The organism is Arthrobacter sp. 05T45 (assembly GCF_056395875.1).
Genome location: NZ_JBFTKI010000002.1, coordinates 320,145 through 338,025 on the forward strand (window position 1 = coordinate 320,145; position 17,881 = coordinate 338,025).

Sequence of the window (17,881 nt, forward strand, 5' to 3'; positions counted from 1 at the left end):
TCAGAGGCCCTCAGTAGCTTCCAGACGGCCGGAGCGAACCGCGTCGGCGAAGGCCTGGTAGTCCTTTTCGTTCTGGTCCGCGTACCGCTCGGAAAAATCGCTGATGGAGCGTTCGAACTTGTCGCTCTTACCGAGGTAGGACGCGATCGCGATGGGGTCGCCGGACCGGGCGTGGGCCCGCGCCAGCGTCCAGCCGCAGGCGTCGGCATAGAAGGTCATGCCGAGCGGCTTCATCCCTTCCACAACGGCTGAGCCCTTCATGTCACGCAGTTGGCGCCAATACAGGTACCGGTTGTCCTGTACCCCCTTGGTCCACCCCAGGAAGATGTCACTCGCGGCCTGCATCATCCGCTGGCCCTGCACCACGCGCTCGCCCGGCTGCTTGAACTTGCTCTTCGGCAAGTGGTCCTCGAGCACCGACCTCGTCGCCTCCTTGACCTGGAGGAACAAGGGGTCCTGTTGATCGCGTCCTTGGAGCAGGACGATGAAGGCCCGGGTGCCGACGCTGCCGACGCCCACGACCTTGCGGGCGACGTCGATGACTTCGAATTGCTCGAGAAGGTGTCGCCGGTCATCCGGCAGTGTGGCCCGGTAGGACCGGAGCTGGTCACGAACAGCCTTCTCAACCTCCTCGCCTGACATACCGTACGTATCTGCCAGTTCCCGGACGGGGATGACGATCGGCGGCTGACTGACGATCTGGTACTTACCGTCCACGCGCTCGCCGAGCTTGGACAGTGCCTGAAGGCTGTCCCGGGTGTGGGCCTTCGCGACGTTCGCCTTTGCCGCTTTTTCCATGCCCTGGGCAGTCTTCTTGAGGGCCTTGCCCTTCTGGGTTGCGACGGCCAGGTCGATGGTCTCCATCAGCTGTTCCTCGGACAGGCGGGCGTACCAGATGTCCAGGGTGCCCATCTGTGCGAACTCTGCCATCGCTTCGCGGTAAGCACGAACGGCGGTGAGTGTCGCGTCGCGCGTTTCTTCCTTGGTGAACGCGTTGTTCCGCGCCGCGATGGTGAAGCTCGCGGCCATGCGTTTGACGTCGTACTCGAATGGGCCGGGCAGAGTTTCGTCGAAATCGTTGAGATCGAACAACAGGGTCCGCTCTGGTGAGGCGAAGACGCCAAAGTTGGACAGATGGGCGTCCCCGCACAGTTGGGACACCAGGCCGGCCCGGGGAGTGTCTTTCAGATCGGTTGCCATGATCTTGGCGGCGCCCCGGTAGAACGTGAACGGTGAGACCAGCATCCGGCCGTGACGCACCGGCACGAGGTCTTGTTCGCGGGTGAGGTTCTGTTCCTCAAGCAGCGCGACCGGATCCGGGCGATCGGACGCGGGTTTCCACCCAGTGTGGGCGGAGACGGGCGTCTTTTCCCGGCGGCCCTTGCCCTTCGCAGCACGCTCCTCGACACTCGGATGCTTGACTTTTTTGGTCTCGGCCATGATCGGCGACCTCCCTGTTAGGTCCGGAACCGCCACCGGCACTGCTTGCCTGGGTCAGTCCCCGCCGAGCGCGCCACTGCGTCTCGGCTCAAGCTACTGCGATTCTGGCCCCGAACCGGCCCATCGTCAACGCATCGCTGATGGATCCCGCAGCGCAGGCTCAAAACGCCATCTGTTCCGCAGCCGGGCCACTGACCAATCGATTCATGCGGTTCGGGTGATGCCACCCCTGGTCGTGGCGGGTTACGTTCATGACGAGTCGGGCCGATCCGCTCACGTCGCGTCACTCGGCGCACAACACTGAAACCAGATGGAGACATAACCATGGCCGAAGAAGAAGCACCTGTTCTCGCCGTCCTCGCCGACATCACCGCCGTTTCGCTCGAACGCTCCACCCTTGAGCCTCGCGAACTGATGCTGGCCCGGATTGCGGCGCTCGCGGCAGTCGACGCCCCGGGCGCCTCCTACCTGTTCAACGCCGGTACCGCCGTAGACGTCGGCATCACCTTGGAGGATGTCCGGGGCATCCTGATCGCCGTTGCACCCATCGTCGGCACTCCCCGGATCGTGGCGGCGACCACCAATCTCGTCCAGGCGCTGGGCTTTGCCCTCGAAATGGCGGAGGAAGAACTCGAAGCAGGGACCCCGGACTAGTACCCTTACTTACGAACCGCACGTCACGGCGTCGGCAGTTCCTCGTTGCATCTGCCACGATGCCCTGACTAAAGGCGGCCCATGAACAAGAACCGGCTGGAGGCCTTCAGCGACGGCGTGCTGGCGATCGTCATCACCATCATGGTGCTGGAGCTTCACGTCCCCGCCGAACCGACCTGGCCGGCCCTGCTTCACGAGCTTCCAACGCTGCTCAGCTACCTGCTGAGCTTCATCTATGTCGGGATTTACTGGAACAACCACCACCACATGCTGCATCTGGCCGGGCGGATCAACGGTGGGGTGCTCTGGGCAAACCTGCATCTGCTGTTCTGGCTCTCCCTCATCCCCTTCACCACCCGGTGGATAAATGACACGGGCCTGGCGGAGGTACCCGTCCTCGTCTATGGGCTGGACCTGCTGTTCGCCGCCATTGCCTACTACATCCTGAAAACAACCCTGATCCGCCAGCAGGGACGCGGCGGCGCGCTGGACCGGGCCATGGGGCAGGACTGGAAGGGCAAGGGATCGCCGGCGCTCTACATCGCCGGGATGGGGCTCAGCCTGGTGAACCCGCTCTTGGGGATCGCCGCCTATTCGGTGGTCGCCGCGATCTGGCTCATCCCGGACCGGCGTGTGGAGCGGTTCATCGCACACACGTGAGTCCAGAGGCCCAGGTGTGTCCCGGAGCGGCTACTGCCGGACGCGTTGGGCCAGCGAGGCGCTCAGGAACCGCAGATGCGCCGGGGCCGGCGGTACCACGTGGGCCGCATAGCCCGGGTGCTTGCCCAAGTACTTCTTGATGTAGGGACACACCGGAACGATCGTGAGGCCCGCGGCGATAGTCTCATCGAGTGCCTGCTCGGCCAGCACCCCGGCCAGCCCGCGGCCGCCATATTCCTCGTTGATCTCCGTGTGGTAGAAAATCCGCTGGCCCGCCCCGACGTCGTCCACGTAAGCGGCCTGGCCGATCACGGTGCCGGCGTCGAGCACTTCGAAACGGCTGCGCTGCGGGTTGTTACTGATGGTGATCGTGGTCAATATGGTCTCCTTGAGCGGGCCGGATTGGCCAGGCAGTCGGGCTTACGGGTGCAGGGCTGGCTGGGCTTGCCAGTATGGGCCTGCCGGAATGAACAGGTCAGCCGCGGGGCCGGATGCGGGCATTCGGCAGGGCCGGGGCAGGGAGAGCGGCGGGGCCGCCGGGCGGGAACGGGCCGAACCGCAGGTCGGATGCCCGGCCGCCGGCGTCCGCGCCGGCGTCCGCAGTGCCGGAGTCCGCAGTGCCGGTGTCCGCGCCGATCTCGGACTGCCACTGGTCCCTGTACGCGACGATCTCCTCATGGCTGCGGCCGACGAAGTTCCACCACATCACGATTTTTTCGCCCAGCGGCTCTCCGCCAATGAGGAGAACGCGGGCTCCCTCGCTGCCCGCGACCAGGGTCAGGGACCCGTGGCCGACGGGCAGGTACGCGAGGTTGTCCGTCGGGACCGGCTGCCCGTCCAGGGCAAGGTTGCCCGAGTCCACGAGCAGGCCGTGTTCGAAGGACGCATCTGTTGCGAGCGTCAGCTCCGTCCCCGCTTCGAGCAGGAGCTCGGCACCGAGCAGGGGCGTGTGGGTGGTGACGGGCGAGACGGACCCGGCGAGTGCGCCCAGGAAGACGCGCATGGTCCAGCCGTTTCCGCTGACCGGCTCCGGACGGTAGTGCTCAAAGGTGGGCGCCATGTGGCGTGCCGTGTCCGGCAGCGCCACCCACAGCTGCGCGCCGTGCAGGACGGTGGTATCCGGGGTGGAAAATTCCGAATGGCTGATGCCGCGGCCGGCGGTCATAAGGTTCACTTCACCGGGCCGCACCGCTGCGTGGAAGCCGGCCGAATCCCGGTGCTCGATTTCGCCTGTGAACAGCCAGCTGACGGTTTGAAGACCGGTGTGCGGGTGGCGCGGGACTTTCATGCCGCCGGAATCGCCGACCTGGTCCGGGCCGTAGTGGTCCAGGAAGCACCACGCCCCAATGAGGCTGCGCTGGCGCTGCGGAAGGGTGCGCCGCACATCCATCGCGCGCGGGCCGCCCAGCGGGACCTGCCGCGGAACCAGGAGTTCGACGCCGGCGCAGGTCCTGTCCGTTTCGCAAAGGATTTCCTGGGGCGCGACTTCGGTATTGCTCATGATGACAGCCTAGCTTCGCGCGGTCCGCGGGTCAGCCTTCGGCACACGGCCTGGACTTCCAGGACCGGGCCTCACATCCAGGCCGAACGGCGCAATGGGGGTTCCGCGCCGCCCGGGCGCTGGACCAGGATCTGGTTCACGCCCGTGATGCCAGCCTCGAAGCCGAGTGCGCTCGCGGCCATGTAGAGCCGCCACACCCGGGCCCTTCCCAGTCCGGCCAAACGCACGGCCTCGTCCCAGTGCTCCTCCAGGTTCCGCACCCACGCCCTGAGCGTCAGGGCATAGTGGGGCCGCAACGCCTCGACGTCCATGATCTCCAGGCCCGCCGATTCGAGTGCCGCGACCATCTCCGAGAGGCTGAGCATCTCACCGTCCGGAAAGACATAACGGGGAATGAAGGAGTCAGGGTCCGGCGGGGTCGCGCCGGCGTTCCAGGAAATCGCGTGGTTGAGCAGCCGTCCTCCCGGGCGGAGCAGGCCCTGCAGGTGGGAAGAATAGTGCTGGATCTGCTCGCGCCCTACATGCTCTGACATGCCGATGGAGCTGATCGCGTCGAACGGCCCGTCGTCCACGTCGCGGTAGTCCTGCACCCGGATGTCCACCCGGTCCGTGAGTCCGGCGTCCGCCGCCCGCTTGCGGGCCAGGGCCGCCTGTTCGACCGAGAGCGTCACCCCGACGACGTCGGCCCCATAGTGTTGCGCGGCATGCAGCGCCAGGCTGCCCCAACCGCATCCCACATCCAGCACCCGCATGCCCGGCTGGAGCCCCAACTTGCGGCAGACCAGATCGAGCTTGGCGTTCTGGGCGGCGTCTAGCCCGGTCTCGTCCGACTCCCAGACCGCGCACGAGTACACCATGGAAGGGCCCAGGACGAGGGCGTAAAAGTCGTTCCCGACGTCGTAATGGTGGGAAATGGCCGCGGCATCGCGCCCCTTGGAATGCCGCCGGCCGTGCCGGCTCACGCGCGCTTCCTCCGGCGGCGGCGCCGGGTTCGTTCCGAGCGCGCCGAGCCGGACAGCTGTTTTGACCAGCGCGAACACCTCGCCGGGCGTCGGCGGCCGGAACGGTCCGGGCTCGGCGAACTTTCCCGCCGCACTGATGGCCGCGAAGGCAGCGAAGATGTCGCCGGGTGCCTCGATATCGCCGGCCACGTAGGCGCGGCTCAGTCCAAGCTGTCCCGGGGACCACAGCATCCGTCGAAGTGCCCGCCGGGACCGGAAAACGACGACTGGAGCGTCTTCCGGTCCCGCTTCCGAGCCGTCCCAGGCCTTCAGCCGCAGGGGGATGCCGTCGGTGCCAAGGATGATCGCCAGCGCGTCAGCCAGCCGTGAAGCCGCATTCGTGGATGCCGTCATGTCCAGTGCCTCAATTCCAGTGCCTCGTCTCCGGTGCTGCGGGCTGAGCCCGCCAGTTCCAAATCTAAGGGCATGACACGCCCGGCAACCAGAGCTTTGGTTCCGATTCCTTTCCCCGCCCCCTCCCGTCTTCCCTGCACACCACGCCTGCCCAAAGCATCAGCGGCGGACGCCTCTGGCGCGTGGGGGTGCTGTTGCCTATGGTGTGTCCTATGTCTGAGTCTTTCTCGTCCCTCGTGGACACGTTCAAGAATGTCGGTGTGTCCCGGGCCTACGGGCCCGCCGTGAACATCGCAGGAGAAGAGATCGTCCCGGTAGCGGTGGTGTCCTTCGGCTTCGGCGGAGGCAGCAGCCCGGAAGACGCCCAGCCCGGCAGCGGCGGAAGTGGAGGCGGGGGCGGCGGCTTCGTCTTGCCCCTGGGCGTCTACGCCAAGGGCTCCTCGGGCCGCATGACGTTCCGGCCCAACACCGTCGTCCTTCTGGTGGCGCTGGCCCCTCTGGTGTGCGCCGTTGGCGTTTCGATCCGCGGCATTCTTCGCACTGTCCGTTCCCACCGCTAGCACCGCGGCCGCAGGGCCAAGGATTCCCCAAGCCCGTCCGGGCATCGTTGGGTCTGGCAGCCTGGGTCTCGGGCAGCCCTGTGGTCGGGCGTCGGACGGACTTGATCGACGATGAACTTATTCAGAACTGCATGTGCAGCAAGCCTGGGCGCGGCGCTCCTGATGACGGGTTGCGGCGCTCCCCCGGCCATACCGGGCCCCACAACCACGGTGACGGCGACGGCCCCGCCGTCGGTGGTGGTCTTCGATCCGCAGACCAGCGGCAAGGTTCTGGCCGAGCGGATCAAGGCCCGCGCCAAACCCACGGACCCTGGTGTCACGATTTCCGAAGTGGAGTGCAAGAACTTCCCGGATATCAAGGTCAACACGCATACGGATTGCCAGATGGTGGTTAACGGGGTCAAACGCGGGTACCGGGCCACGTTCACCGAGCGGGACGGCCACTACGTAATAAAGGCCCAGGAACTTACCTGGTAGGGGTCCCGGCGTAGGACATGGCGGGTTCCCGGTCGTCGTCGGCGTCGACCCAGGCCGCGAAGTCCTTCAGCGACATGAAGCAGTAGTAGTCGCAATACCGCAGGTTCTTCTTCTCCGACTTGCTCATGCCGGTAATTCGATGCAGGAGCGGCCACGGATGGGCCGGCGGGTGTTGCCCGTCCGCGCGGGCAGCCTCAGCCGCTGTTGCGCGCCCGGCTCGGCTGCACCCGCGGCGGTTCCCCCGGCATCTTCGGGAAGTCCGGCGGGAACGGCAGCTCCCCCAGCCCGGCTTCGAGGTCCCTGTTCCACCATTCCAGCAAAAGATCGACGGAGCCGGCGCCACCTGCGTGCATGCCCTCCCACGGATCGCCGGAAACTTTGAGCCGCTCCGGAACGGTGGCGATCGTGAAATCAGCCGGGTCGACGGACCCGAGCTCTTCCCAGCGGATCGGGCACGACACCGTCGCGTTGGCGAGTGCGCGCGGGCTGTAGGCCCCCGCGATCGTGCGGTCGCGGTTCGCCTGGTTGAAGTCGACGAAGATGCGGGCGCCGCGTTCCTCTTTCCACCACGCGGTGGTGACCTGCGCGGGCATCCGACGCTCGAGTTCGCGGGCTGCCGCGATGACGGCGTGGCGCACGTCCAGGAACTCCCGGGTCGGCTCGATCGGGGCAAAGACGTGAAGCCCCCGGTTGCCCGAGGTCTTGATGAAGGCCTCCAGCCCGGCCTCCGCGAGTACGCGCCGCAACTCGCGTGCAACCGGAACGGCATCGACGAACCCGGTACCGGGCTGCGGGTCGAGGTCGATCCGCAACTCGTCCGGATAATCCGGTTTGCCGGCCCGGGAGGCCCAGGGGTGGAAGACCACCGTATTCATCTGCACCGCCCACACCGCGGCGGCGATTTCGTCAATGACCAGCTGGGGATGCGTGCGTCCGCTTGGATAGACGACGTCGACCGCGCGGATGAAGTCCGGGGCACCCTTGGGCGGGTTCTTGGAGAAGAATTGCTCGCCGTCCACCGTGTCCTTGAACCGCTGGAGCGTTACCGGCCGGTCCCCGTTCGCGGCCAGGAAGGCGTCCCCGACGTCCACCAGGTACCGGGCCAGGTCCAGCTTGGTCAGTCCCGGGCCGGGCCAGAGAACCCTCGCCGGGCTGGACACCCGCAACTCCCGGTCGCCATGCGGACCGCTGACGGTGAGGTGGACTTCTTCCTTGGCCATGGGGACAACCTACCCCGGCGGCGTGGACAGTTGAAGAGCGGAACAGCCGTCCACCCGGCATGATGGACACATGACAACGCCCGAGTTCCCGATCACCCTTGAAGTCGGCGACGCCGCAGTGTCGGGCGTCTTTGCCGGCCCCGAGGACTCCTTCGCAACCCTGGTTGTTGCCCACGGCGCCGGGGCGGGAATGGACCATCCGTTCCTTGTGGGCTTCACCCGCGCCCTGAACGAACTCGGCGTCGCCACCCTGCGCTTCAACTTCCCCTACCGCGAGGCCGGACGAAAATTCCCGGACCGGCCGCCGGCTGCCATCGCCACCTGGCGGGCGGCCATGGCCGCCGCCGCGTCCCGTTCCGCGGGCCGGCCGTTGTGGGCCGCCGGGAAATCGTTCGGCGGACGCATGGCCTCAATGGCCGTCGCGGAAGGCATGCCTGCCGCCGGGTTGGTCTATCTGGGCTACCCGCTGCACCCGCCGGGGAAACCGGAAAAGCTCCGCGACGAGCACCTCTACGGGCTGACGCTGCCGATGCTGTTCCTGCAGGGCACGCGGGACACGTTCGCCACCCCGGAACTGCTCGAGGCCGTGGCGGCCAAAATCGGGCCGTCCGCGACCGTGGAGTGGCGCGAGGGCGGGGACCACTCCTTTGCCGTTGCCGGCGCGAAGCGCAGTGCCGACGAGGCGGGGGCGTCACTGGCGGCGACGGTCGCCGACTTCCTGAAAACACACGGCGATAATCCCGCGGCCGCGCTCCCCTGACCGGTCTGGCATCACGGCCCGGCCTAGCCGACGTCGCCGAACCGGCCCGCCCCGTGCTGCACACGCGCCTCGATGGCGTCGGCGGCAGCCACGGCCCCTCCCGCGCTGCGGACAACATCGCGCATCGCGGCCAGGTTGCGCCGGACCTGCTCGTCCGAATGGACCGCGGTGACCGCGGCCCGGAGCGCGTCGGACCCGACATCCTCCGGAGCAAGGCGCCTGCCCAGACCCAGTTCTTCCAGCCGGCGGGCGGTGGCCGCCTGTTCCGGCTGCTGGGGCACGGCCACCATTGGGACGGCGTAATACAGCGCTTCCATGGTCGAATTCATGCCGGCGTGGGTGATGAAGACGGCGGTCCGGCGCAGTACCTGCAATTGCGGGAAGAACGGCCGGACCCGGACGTTCGGCGCAATCGTGCCGAGATCGGCCAGGCTGGTCTGGTCCCCAACGGCCATCGCGACGTCCCACTCGCTTCCGCCGAAGGCATCAAGGCACATCCGGAAGAAGTCCGGCCGGCGGTTCAGCGGGGTGGTGCCCAGCGAAATAAACAACAGCGGTCCCGTTCCCTCACGCTCCCATTCGCCGTCGGTATCCCGGCCGCCGACGCTGGGACCCACAAACCGGAACCGGTCATCGAAGGTCGCCCCCATGGGCTGGAATTCGCGGGGTAGGAACACGATGTTGAACGGCGCAGGCGGACCATCGAACATCCGCGGTGTCCGCACGCCCTGCCCGGCCGCGAACTCCGCCAGCAATCGGCCCATGGCCAGCGCAACCTTGGCCATCTCATCGGCGCCGTCCGGTGGCGGGGCAGGCATCAGCGATCTCAGCGAGAAGTGCTCGTTGGTGGCATAGGTGGGCATGAGGGCAATGGCCGGGGCACCGATCTTTTCCGCCGCCATGCTGCCGCTAAGCGTCATCGCGTCAAAGCAGATAGCGTCCGGCGGGTCCTGGCGGAGTTGATCGACCAACGCCGGAAAGCTGGTTCTGAGGTCCTCGAACACGCGGTGCATGATCGGCAGCATCAGGTGCGCCTGTGCCCGCTGCCCGGGCCCCAGGGCGGGCAGCGATGCCATCCAGTTCCCGCCGGACGCGTGAAAGTCCGCGCCGGCCTTGCGGATCAGCGGTCCGAAGTCGGCGGACGTGAAATATGTGACCCTGTGCCCCCGGGCCACGAGCTCCGCCACCAGCGGCAGGGTCGGGTTCACGTGTCCGTAGGCGGGAATGGAGACGAACGCAAGGTGCATGGCCATCACTCTTCATCGCGTGGCTGATTTTTGTTTGACGGGCAGGTTTGACCCGCCCGTTTGACCGGCCTGTTTGCCCGGCGTCCCGCGGGCCGGGAGGCCCGCCGGTGTCGTGCTCCTTCATCATGCCCCTGTTGCCCGGGCGGCGCGAGTGGTCAGTTGGCAGCGCCGGGCTGCTGGTCCGGCGTCAGTTCCGCGGCTTGGTCCGGGCTGTCGCGGGCGCTGTCCATGGGTCTTCAGGCCACGGATGCCGCGGATAGCGGCCGCGCATTTCGGCCCGGACCTGGGCGTAGGGCCCGGACCAGAAGGATGCGAGATCGTCTGTCACGGCCAGGGGCCGGCGGGCCGGCGAGAGCAGGTGGAACAGCACCGGCACGCGCCCGTCGGCCAGCCGCGGCGTCTCGGCCCAGCCAAAGCACTCCTGCAGCTTGACGGCCACTACGGGCCGGCCGGTGGCGTCTGCCGCGTCCGGGTAGTCGATCCGGATCCGGGATCCGCTGGGGACCGCCAGCGACTCGGGTGCCAGTTCGCCCAGCCGGGCCGCCTCGGGCCACGGCAGCAGCCGGCTCAGCGGGCCGGCGAGGTCGATCCCGCCCGTCGATGCCCCGCCGGCCAACGCCGCGAGCTCCGGGGCCAGCCAGTCCTCAAGCCGGGCCAGCAACGCCGGCTCGGAAACGTCGGGCCATGCCCCGCCCAGCTCCCGGTGCAGCAGGGCAAGACGGCGGCGCAAGCCGTCCGCCGCGTTCGACCATCCGATGGTGGCCAGCCCCTCGCTGGCCAGGGCGCGGGCCACGGCTGCGCGGCCCTCCTCCGCAGGAGGCCGCACCGGGGTGGACGAGAGCACGATCGCGCCCAGGCGGCGCTCCCGCCGGGCCGAGACCCGGCCCTGGCTAAACCGCGCCTGCAGCGTGTCGCTCAGGAGGTTGCCGGCGGCGGCCTCTGCGGTTTCCGCCGTCAGCGGCGCCGCAGAACGGATGACGGCACCGGTCCCCGCGGCGTCGCGCCCTTGTGCGCGGGACACTTCGGCCACTCCCAGCCATTCGTGCCCGGACAGGGCGCTGCCGGCCGGCAACCCGGCCCGCGTTCCGGAGGTCAGCAGGTATTGCGCCGGCCCCTGGCCCGGAACGCGGCGCGCCACCCGGTCCGGGAAAGCCAGGGCGACGACGAACCCGACCGCGTCCGCGGCACCAACGGCCCCAGCAGACGCAACCGGCGCGGCGCCGGATGGCTTCTGGTGCCCGCCACCGGTGGATTCCTGCCGGGCGATTGACTCCATCCGCCGGACGTCCTCCGACCAGCGCCGGGATCCGGGATCCCGGCCCGTCCGCAGCGCGGCAAGCAACCTGGAGAGGTCTGCGCCCGGTGCGCGCTGGTCCCCCGAGACCAGGGCAACGGCCTCGGCCGCCGTGCGGTAGCCCACCGTCGCGGCGCCGTCCAGCAGGGCGCGGGCCAGCCGGGGATCAGTCGGGACCCGGGCCAGGGTCTTGCCCACCTCGGTTGCGTGACCGTCCGCGGTGACGGCGCCGAGTTCCCGCAGCACTTCGACGGCCTCGTCCATCGCGGCCCGGGGCGGCGCGTCCGGCAGCGCCAGTCCCCGGCCGCCGGGGGCTCCCCAGCAGGCCAGGACCAGGGCGGCGCCGGTCAGGTCAGCTGCCGCGATCTCCGGCGTCGGGTGCGCCGGCGCGGCGCCAAAGGCCCGCTGGTCATAGCAGCGGATCACCGTGCCCGGGCCCTGGCGTGCGGCACGGCCGGCACGCTGGTCCGCGGACGCCCGGGAGCAGGACACCGTCACGAGTCCGGACATTCCGCGGCCGGCGTCGCGCCGCGGCTCGCGGGACAGCCCGGAATCGATAACCAGCCGGACGCCCGGAACAGTGAGGGAGGACTCGGCGAGTGCGGTGGAAACGATGATCCGGGCAGCCCCGCCGGGCTCACGCCCGGAGACGGCGCGGTCCTGCTCCGCCGGCGGGGCCTGGCCGTGGAGTTCAAGAACCTCGGCGCGGCTCCGGCCGCGGAGCCGCGCAGCCACGTAGGAAACCTCCCAGGCGCCGGGAACAAACACCAGGGCGTCCAGATCCCGTCCGCCAGCCAACGCGGCCGCGTGCCCGGCCGCTGCCGTGTCGGCCACATGGTCCAGGAAGGCCCGGGCCACGCCCCGCTCATCCAGCCGCGGCGCCGGCGCGGGGGCCCATTCCACGTCCAGCGGAAACAGCACGGACGGACAGTCGATGACCGGTGCCGGGCCGCCGCCGTCGTCAATTCCGTCCGCCGCCCCACCGATCGGTGCGTCTCCAATCAAGGCGGCGAAGCGGGGGGCATCGAGGGTGGCCGACATGGCGACGAGGGCGAGGTCGCCGCGCAACTGGCGGACTTCGGCGAGCATGCCAACGAGTAGGTCGGTCTCCAGCCCGCGTTCGTGGACCTCATCGAGGATCACGGCGTCCGTGCCCTCGAGCCCCGGGTCCGCGAGGAGGCGGCGCAACAGGATGCCGGGGGTAACGAACTCGATCACGGTACCCGGGCCGGTCTGGCGTTCCCCGCGGACCGTGTAGCCCACGCGGTCGCCGAGCCGGGTGCCGTCCAGGGCGGCCATGCGCCGGGCGGCCGCACGGGCAGCGACGCGGCGCGGCTGGGTGACCACGATCCGCGGGCGCCCGCCCCCCACGCCGGCGGCGATGTTGGCGAGCAGCGGCGGCACCAGTGTTGTCTTGCCTGTCCCAGGAGGCGCCTGCACCACCGCGGACGCCCCCGCACCGCCGGCCTGCAATGCCGCCGCGAGGGCTCCCAGCGATTCAGCAAAAGCCAGGCCCGCCCCGATGGCGCCGAGATCGAAAAGCCCCTTCGCGCAGGCTGGGTCCAGGGGTGCGGTCGCGGAAGTCACGCCTCCATTGTCCCTGCAATGGAGTCCTGGCCATCCATCCGGCGCCGCGCCGCTGATCCGGCGCTACGGGCGCGCGGCCAGCAGCGTCTTGCCGCTCGCGACGGCACGGATTTCAATGCTGCGGATATCGGCTCTCGGGACAACCGTGGTGGCCGTCGGCGTCGCCACTGTCCCCGGCGTTGCTGTCCAAGTGGCCACCTGGGTCGTGGCGCCGCGGGAGTCGACAACCACCAATCCGTACTCCTCCGGCGCGCGGAGACCGCCCGGCAAAGCGTAGTCGGCCGGGGACGGCGTGTACGTGCACTGCCAGTCGATCTGCGTTCCCCACGGCTGCGTGGTCAGGGATCCGGTGGCCACCATGGCGCTGTCGGCGACCGGCGTGAAGTTCAGGGCCGTCGCGGATGCGGCCTGGATCTGGGCAGCCGGGGGCGGGGAGGCCGTGACCTCAACGTAAACCGCGCCTGCGGCGGCAGCGGCACCCAGCATGATCCCGGCGACAGCCAGGCGGGTGCGCCGGCGGCCGCGTTGGACCTTATGCGCCAGCCCGGGCTGCAACGTCGGCGTCCGCCGTTCGCCGTCCGTCCGCCCGAGGGACTGGGCTTCCTCGGGTGAGAGTGCTGCCAGCAGCGACGGCAGTCCGGCAAGGTCGGCGACGGCGGCCCTGCAGCCCGCGCAGCCGGACAGGTGCTCCTCGAACTCGCGCCGCTCGGAGGAGATGAGGGAACCCAGCACGTACGCGGCATCCCAGCGGCGGTACTCATCGGTTCCGTTCTGGTTCATGGCGTCACGCCTCCCTCCTGCAGGGCCAGCCGCATCGCCCTCAGCGCGTAGTGCAGGCGCGACTTCACCGTTCCCTCGGCCAGTTGAAGATTTTGCGCGATCTCGGCGGTCGTCTCCCGCAAATAGTACGAATGAATGACGACGGCCCGGTGCTCGGCGGACAGCCCGGCGAGCGCATCCGAGACAAGCCACCCGTCCAGGATCCTGTCGACCCGGTCCGCCTCCGGAATCTCAGGCAGCTGATCGGTTCCCGTTTCGTGCCGGCGCCGGGCGCTGCGCCGGTCATCGATGACGAGGTTGCGGGCAACCGTGTAAAGCCAGGCCCGCACCGCCGTCTCCGGGCGCCGCAGAATCGCCGGGTGTTTCCACGCGCGGATCAGCGTCTCCTGCACGACGTCATCCGCCAGGGCACTGTCACGGGTCATCCCCATGACGAACCGCCATAGCGCCGGGCCGTAAGCCTCCTGCAGCGATCGCAGTAACTCGGCCTCCTGATCGGACATTTCCGCCTCCTTGGAGGTAGGACGACGCCGGGCGGCAAACAGTTCACTTGCGCCCGGCGCGGTTAATGGCCGCAGCCAGCGTTGAACCTGCAGGCTGCCGGAACCGTTGTAGGGACAGGTCCGGCCGCCCCTGGCCGGCCATCCCAAAGGAGAGCACAATGAAGATTCTTCGCCCGGCGACTGCCGCCGCGGCGTTGGGCGCCATCCTGCTGCTGGGGGCCTGCTTCGCCGGGCGCACAGCGATGCCGGCACCGGCCCCCTACACAGTCCCGTCAGTTCCTGTGACGGGGACCCCCACGCCGTCGCCCAAGGACCCAGCCGGTAACGCGGCTCCGCCGTCGACCGTTGCCCCGCCCGTTGTGCCGGCTCCGCCGTCGACCGTTGCCCCGCCCGTTGTGCCGGCTCCGCCGTCGACCGTTGCCCCGCCCGCCCCGGCGCCCATGATCCGGCCGCCGGCGCCCGCCCCGCGGCGCGTCGTTCCACCGGCGCCGCGGCCCATGGTTCCGCCGCCCGCCCGCGTGCCTGCCGGAAACGATCATGATGCCGACAACAACGGAGGACCGGACGACGGTGACGGCAACAGGTAGCAGCCACGGGGCGCTTGGGCCGGGCCCCGGCAGGGGGCTCCTGTTCGGGGTGCCGGCGGCGCTAGCGGCTTTGGCCCTCAGCGCGTGCGGCAGTCCGGCCGGGAACCAGCCGGCGGCGCCTGCCTCCGGCCCCACCCCGTTCGCGTGGTTCCGTGCCGGACCGGCCCCGGCAGGATGGCAGCCGCTGGAGCTTCCGGACACCACAGCCGTGCTGGCCATCCCACCTGATGCCGCTCCCGTGCCGGGCGACCCCGGCAGCGTGTCCGCGACCGTCACCGCCCCCGACGGGGACCTCCAGATCTATCTCAACGCCACGCCGCAGCAAGGCGACGAGTCGCTGGCTAATTGGCCCGAATTCCGGCTGGCCCATCTCACGGGCGAGAACGCCGCATCCGCGAGCCGGCTGCAGTACCGCGCCGGAATGGGGTTCCGGGGAGGCAACGGTTCCTGCGTGGAAGACACCTATGTAACGCGGATCGGTGCCCACAAATACCGTGAAATAGCCTGCCTCGTTGCAGGAACCCGGGGAAGCAGCGTCCTGGTTGTGGCCACGCCGGCCGATTCCTGGGACCGCTTCAGCCCCGTGCTGCAGCAAGCGGTGGACGCGTATGCCCCCGAATAGGGGCACGGCCCCATCCCCATCGAGCAGGGTGGCCTGGACCGTCGAAGGAAGCCGGCTGGTCCTGGCCGGTTGGTTTAGTCACAACGAAGGCGGGAGACTGGATCAACTCGATCACGAAAGTGGGAACCACATGATCAATCTCAAGCAAGACGCCGAGGGGTTCATCCGCATGAACCGGCACTTCCCGGAAAAATCGCTCATCAGCATCACGTTCACCGATGGCTCAGAACACGTCTATTCCGGGCACCGGCTCAACGGCATCTACGACGAGGCCCTGGCAGAGTACCGGGCGCAGAACCACCTGGATGCCAAGGGGTTCTCGCGGGCGCCCAGGAAAACGGTCCAGCCCGCGAACAAGATCGAATTCGTTCCGGTGCACGCCGGAATGGACCCGTAGCGGCGCCCCTGGCCACCCAACGTCCGCCTTGGCCGTTTGCCGCGGCCGGGTCGCCGTGGGCCCGGCCGGATCAGCCGACGCCTACCGCGCCCGGCCCGTGCGCCGGGCGGCGGAGGGCGCGGGCGCGGATCCGGAGGTCGTTGTCGTGCACCCGCCGGTCGACGCCGGGCACCCGCGTCGGAGTGCTTCTCGGCCGCGGTGCCGCCGGACTTACCGGCGGCTCCGGGCACAGATCACTGATCAGCCCCATGCCGGCGTACTCGCGCACCGCGGTGATGCCGGCAACCGCTGCAGGCTTGTCCGCGAAGCCCTTTGACACGGCCAGTACTGCCCCGTCCGGTGCCCTGAGCCGAAACCTGAAGCAGGCATCGGCGTCAACGAAGAGTTCAAATGTGCCGGCCATGACGATCCTCCCGATGCGCGGGCTCCCCGTCCGGGCATCATTGCCACGGGGTGAAGAGGAAAGCGTCGCTGCTGCCCGCTGGTTTGGTTTGTCCCTGAGGGCTGAACGGATGATGTCAGCCCGTCATTAAAGTCTCGCTGCGTCCGTGGAACGCCCACAAGGCAAGTCACGTAAATCCCAGGTAAATAAAAGCCAACAGCCGTGCGCGGGCAGCCGCCGTCTGGGTCCGCCGCGGGCAGGAACACTGGCGCCTCCGCGGTACCCCTACAGGGGCGGCCAATGGTCGCGGCAGTAGTCACCGCGGCTGGCGCCGGGAGACCCTTGCGGGATGACGCGGTCCCAGGAGGGGGCGACGGCCTCGCTCCGCTCTGAAGGCTCGGCTGCCGCCGTGCGGCCTGCGTCGCCGGGAAACCAGGTCATGACTGAATCGTTGGACAACGTACCCCCCATTGTTCTTGGCTGGAGGCGCACCGGCTCGCATTACGGACCGCCATGCGCCTCACGCAAGACTAACCGGGAGCACTGACACCAAAACAGGGACTTTGGACCGTATCGGCGAAAGGCGGCGGGCGCCTACCCGTGACCGCCCGCAGGCCGCCGCCAACGGCTTCCCGGCGCCCAACAGCCCGGAGCGACGGGCAGAAGTGTTTCATCCATTGGAAATGGAAGTCGCAGCGGCGGAGAATCAGGGGCAGTCTTGGGGGCAGCCCGCGCTCCACAGACAGGAAAGAAGGATGCGATGTCCCTCAGCGTTGAGGAAATGAACAAAGAGCTCCCGTTGGCGAATGTGCTGCCGGGCGACGCCGTCCCGTACTACATGGCGTCGGGCGAAGGCGCCCGCTATGAGATCAACGGCCAGCTGGTCACGGTGATCGCCCGTGCGGCGGACACCGGCGGCATTTTCAGCGCCGCCTACATCTCCGGCGGCATGGGGGCCGAATCGCCGTTTGTGAGCCACGCGGTGGAACACAAAACGCTGTATGTCTTCGACGGCATCCTGCACGTCTGGCTGCCGGGCGAAAGCCGCATCCTGACTCCCGGGGATTCCGTGGTGATCCCGCCGGGAACCCCGCACGCGTACCGGATGGCAAGCCACTACACCCGGTTCCTGAACTGGATGACCCCGGGCGGCGCCGAGGCCTACTACGAACGCGTCGGCACACCCATCGATTCGCACGTCCCGCCTGTCACCCCGGGCCGGAAGCCCAGCCTGCAGGAGTGCGCGGCGGTGGGCGCCGAATTCGGCATGACGTTCCCCGACGTCGAACGCGTGGCACCGTCTTTCCGGCAGGACGCCGGGCTGCCGGCGGCCCAGAGCCCGTACTTCCTCAGTGCCGGCGAGGGCGAGCGGATGGTCAGCTACCAGACCATGTTCACTTACCTGTCCCGGCCGGCGAACACGGGATCGAACTACTTCGCCGTCCACACCAAGGGCGCCAAGTCCCCCTACATTCCGCTGCACTTCCACGAACAGCACACGGAAAACTTCCTCTGCACCGAGGGCCGGATGTGGATCTACGCCAACGGCCGCGAAGTGCTGCTCACCAAGGGCGACTTCCTCCACGCCCCGGCCGGGACCATCCACTCCTTCGCCTTCGATTCCCACAACACCCAGATGGTCGGGTTCCTGACGCCGTCGGTCTTCAACGGCTTCTTCGAGTACTTCAACAAGCCCACGGAGGACTACATGTACACCGAGGGCGGCGAGCCCTACATGGACATGGAGGGCTTCGGCCGGGCCCAGGCCGAGATGGACCTGACCGTGGTGGGTCCCCCGCCGCAGCGCAGGGCTGCGCTGGACATCTAGCCGGACCGGGGCATCTGACCCGGTTTT

General features: G+C 68.6%; 21 protein-coding genes. 9 read left to right on the forward strand and 12 right to left on the reverse strand.

Going from position 1 to position 17,881, the window contains the following annotated elements; translation table 11 throughout:
• On the reverse strand, positions 1-1,440 hold the full coding sequence (locus tag AC1DGD_RS04105) for a DUF2252 domain-containing protein (RefSeq protein WP_476855978.1): 1,440 nt from the start codon (positions 1,438-1,440) through the stop codon (positions 1-3).
• 324 nt (positions 1,441-1,764) lie between these two features.
• Here AC1DGD_RS04105 and AC1DGD_RS04110 point away from each other — a divergent pair, with 324 nt between their 5' ends.
• Both AC1DGD_RS04110 and AC1DGD_RS04115 read left to right on the forward strand, forming a co-directional pair.
• Positions 1,765-2,094, forward strand: a complete 330-nt coding sequence (locus AC1DGD_RS04110; RefSeq protein WP_476849568.1) for a carboxymuconolactone decarboxylase — start codon at positions 1,765-1,767, stop codon at positions 2,092-2,094.
• Positions 2,095-2,175: 81 nt separating this feature from the next.
• Positions 2,176-2,754 carry a TMEM175 family protein gene (locus tag AC1DGD_RS04115; RefSeq protein WP_028276784.1) on the forward strand — a complete coding sequence of 193 codons (579 nt, stop codon included), beginning with the start codon at positions 2,176-2,178 and terminating at the stop codon, positions 2,752-2,754.
• Positions 2,755-2,784: 30 nt separating this feature from the next.
• Here AC1DGD_RS04115 and AC1DGD_RS04120 read toward each other — a convergent pair whose 3' ends face one another.
• The 3 genes from AC1DGD_RS04120 to AC1DGD_RS04130 form a co-directional block, all read right to left on the reverse strand.
• Positions 2,785-3,132 carry a GNAT family N-acetyltransferase gene (locus AC1DGD_RS04120; RefSeq protein ID WP_476855979.1) on the reverse strand — a complete coding sequence of 116 codons (348 nt, stop codon included), beginning with the start codon at positions 3,130-3,132 and terminating at the stop codon, positions 2,785-2,787.
• 97 nt (positions 3,133-3,229) lie between these two features.
• Positions 3,230-4,255, reverse strand: a complete 1,026-nt coding sequence (locus tag AC1DGD_RS04125; protein WP_476855980.1) for a pirin family protein — start codon at positions 4,253-4,255, stop codon at positions 3,230-3,232.
• Positions 4,256-4,326: 71 nt separating this feature from the next.
• Positions 4,327-5,610, reverse strand: a complete 1,284-nt coding sequence (locus AC1DGD_RS04130; RefSeq protein WP_476855981.1) for a class I SAM-dependent methyltransferase — start codon at positions 5,608-5,610, stop codon at positions 4,327-4,329.
• Between the two features lie 212 nt (positions 5,611-5,822).
• Between AC1DGD_RS04130 and AC1DGD_RS04135 the strand changes: the two genes are divergently transcribed.
• Positions 5,823-6,170, forward strand: coding sequence for a hypothetical protein (locus tag AC1DGD_RS04135; RefSeq protein WP_043436051.1), 348 nt, complete (start codon positions 5,823-5,825; stop codon positions 6,168-6,170).
• Between the two features lie 210 nt (positions 6,171-6,380).
• The gene (locus AC1DGD_RS04140; protein WP_476849564.1) at positions 6,381-6,647 is read left to right on the forward strand and encodes a hypothetical protein; all 267 of its coding nucleotides are present in this window, start codon (positions 6,381-6,383) and stop codon (positions 6,645-6,647) included.
• On the opposite strand, the gene AC1DGD_RS04145 is transcribed toward AC1DGD_RS04140, so the two are convergent.
• Positions 6,637-6,774: a hypothetical protein gene (locus AC1DGD_RS04145; protein ID WP_164468558.1), complete on the reverse strand. Its 138-nt coding sequence runs from the start codon at positions 6,772-6,774 to the stop codon at positions 6,637-6,639. The genes AC1DGD_RS04140 and AC1DGD_RS04145 overlap by 11 nt on opposite strands.
• A gap of 67 nt (positions 6,775-6,841) precedes the next feature.
• On the reverse strand, positions 6,842-7,867 hold the full coding sequence (gene ligD / locus AC1DGD_RS04150; RefSeq protein ID WP_476855982.1) for a non-homologous end-joining DNA ligase: 1,026 nt from the start codon (positions 7,865-7,867) through the stop codon (positions 6,842-6,844).
• Positions 7,868-7,937: 70 nt separating this feature from the next.
• Here ligD and AC1DGD_RS04155 point away from each other — a divergent pair, with 70 nt between their 5' ends.
• On the forward strand, positions 7,938-8,627 hold the full coding sequence (locus tag AC1DGD_RS04155; protein ID WP_476855983.1) for an alpha/beta hydrolase family protein: 690 nt from the start codon (positions 7,938-7,940) through the stop codon (positions 8,625-8,627).
• A gap of 23 nt (positions 8,628-8,650) precedes the next feature.
• Here the strand turns inward: AC1DGD_RS04155 and AC1DGD_RS04160 are convergent, their stop codons facing one another.
• The 4 genes from AC1DGD_RS04160 to AC1DGD_RS04175 form a co-directional block, all read right to left on the reverse strand.
• Positions 8,651-9,874, reverse strand: a complete 1,224-nt coding sequence (locus tag AC1DGD_RS04160) for a macrolide family glycosyltransferase (RefSeq protein WP_476855984.1) — start codon at positions 9,872-9,874, stop codon at positions 8,651-8,653.
• Positions 9,875-10,061: 187 nt separating this feature from the next.
• Positions 10,062-12,755, reverse strand: a complete 2,694-nt coding sequence (gene hrpB / locus AC1DGD_RS04165; RefSeq protein WP_476855985.1) for an ATP-dependent helicase HrpB — start codon at positions 12,753-12,755, stop codon at positions 10,062-10,064.
• Positions 12,756-12,818: 63 nt separating this feature from the next.
• A complete protein-coding gene (locus AC1DGD_RS04170; RefSeq protein ID WP_476855986.1) occupies positions 12,819-13,535 on the reverse strand; it encodes an anti-sigma factor family protein in 717 nt (238 codons plus the stop codon).
• Positions 13,532-14,038 carry a sigma-70 family RNA polymerase sigma factor gene (locus AC1DGD_RS04175; protein WP_230011359.1) on the reverse strand — a complete coding sequence of 169 codons (507 nt, stop codon included), beginning with the start codon at positions 14,036-14,038 and terminating at the stop codon, positions 13,532-13,534. The genes AC1DGD_RS04170 and AC1DGD_RS04175 overlap by 4 nt, the downstream gene beginning before the upstream one ends.
• A gap of 158 nt (positions 14,039-14,196) precedes the next feature.
• Here AC1DGD_RS04175 and AC1DGD_RS04180 point away from each other — a divergent pair, with 158 nt between their 5' ends.
• The 3 genes from AC1DGD_RS04180 (at position 14,197) to AC1DGD_RS04190 (ending at position 15,644) form a co-directional block, all read left to right on the forward strand.
• Positions 14,197-14,625: a hypothetical protein gene (locus tag AC1DGD_RS04180; RefSeq protein ID WP_476855987.1), complete on the forward strand. Its 429-nt coding sequence runs from the start codon at positions 14,197-14,199 to the stop codon at positions 14,623-14,625.
• Positions 14,576-15,247 (forward strand): hypothetical protein, encoded by a 672-nt coding sequence (locus tag AC1DGD_RS04185; protein WP_476849558.1) that lies wholly within the window; start codon positions 14,576-14,578, stop codon positions 15,245-15,247. The genes AC1DGD_RS04180 and AC1DGD_RS04185 overlap by 50 nt, the downstream gene beginning before the upstream one ends.
• A 130-nt stretch (positions 15,248-15,377) precedes the next feature.
• Positions 15,378-15,644 carry a hypothetical protein gene (locus tag AC1DGD_RS04190; RefSeq protein WP_476849557.1) on the forward strand — a complete coding sequence of 89 codons (267 nt, stop codon included), beginning with the start codon at positions 15,378-15,380 and terminating at the stop codon, positions 15,642-15,644.
• Positions 15,645-15,714: 70 nt separating this feature from the next.
• On the opposite strand, the gene AC1DGD_RS04195 is transcribed toward AC1DGD_RS04190, so the two are convergent.
• Positions 15,715-16,047, reverse strand: a complete 333-nt coding sequence (locus AC1DGD_RS04195) for a YegP family protein (protein WP_476855988.1) — start codon at positions 16,045-16,047, stop codon at positions 15,715-15,717.
• A 264-nt stretch (positions 16,048-16,311) separates the two neighbouring features.
• Positions 16,312-16,467 carry a hypothetical protein gene (locus tag AC1DGD_RS04200; RefSeq protein ID WP_476849555.1) on the reverse strand — a complete coding sequence of 52 codons (156 nt, stop codon included), beginning with the start codon at positions 16,465-16,467 and terminating at the stop codon, positions 16,312-16,314.
• 319 nt (positions 16,468-16,786) lie between these two features.
• On the opposite strand from AC1DGD_RS04200, the gene AC1DGD_RS04205 reads away from it, so the two are divergent.
• Complete coding sequence (locus tag AC1DGD_RS04205; protein WP_476849554.1) at positions 16,787-17,854, forward strand: quercetin 2,3-dioxygenase; 1,068 nt, start codon at positions 16,787-16,789, stop codon at positions 17,852-17,854.
• Positions 17,855-17,881 lie beyond the last annotated feature (27 nt).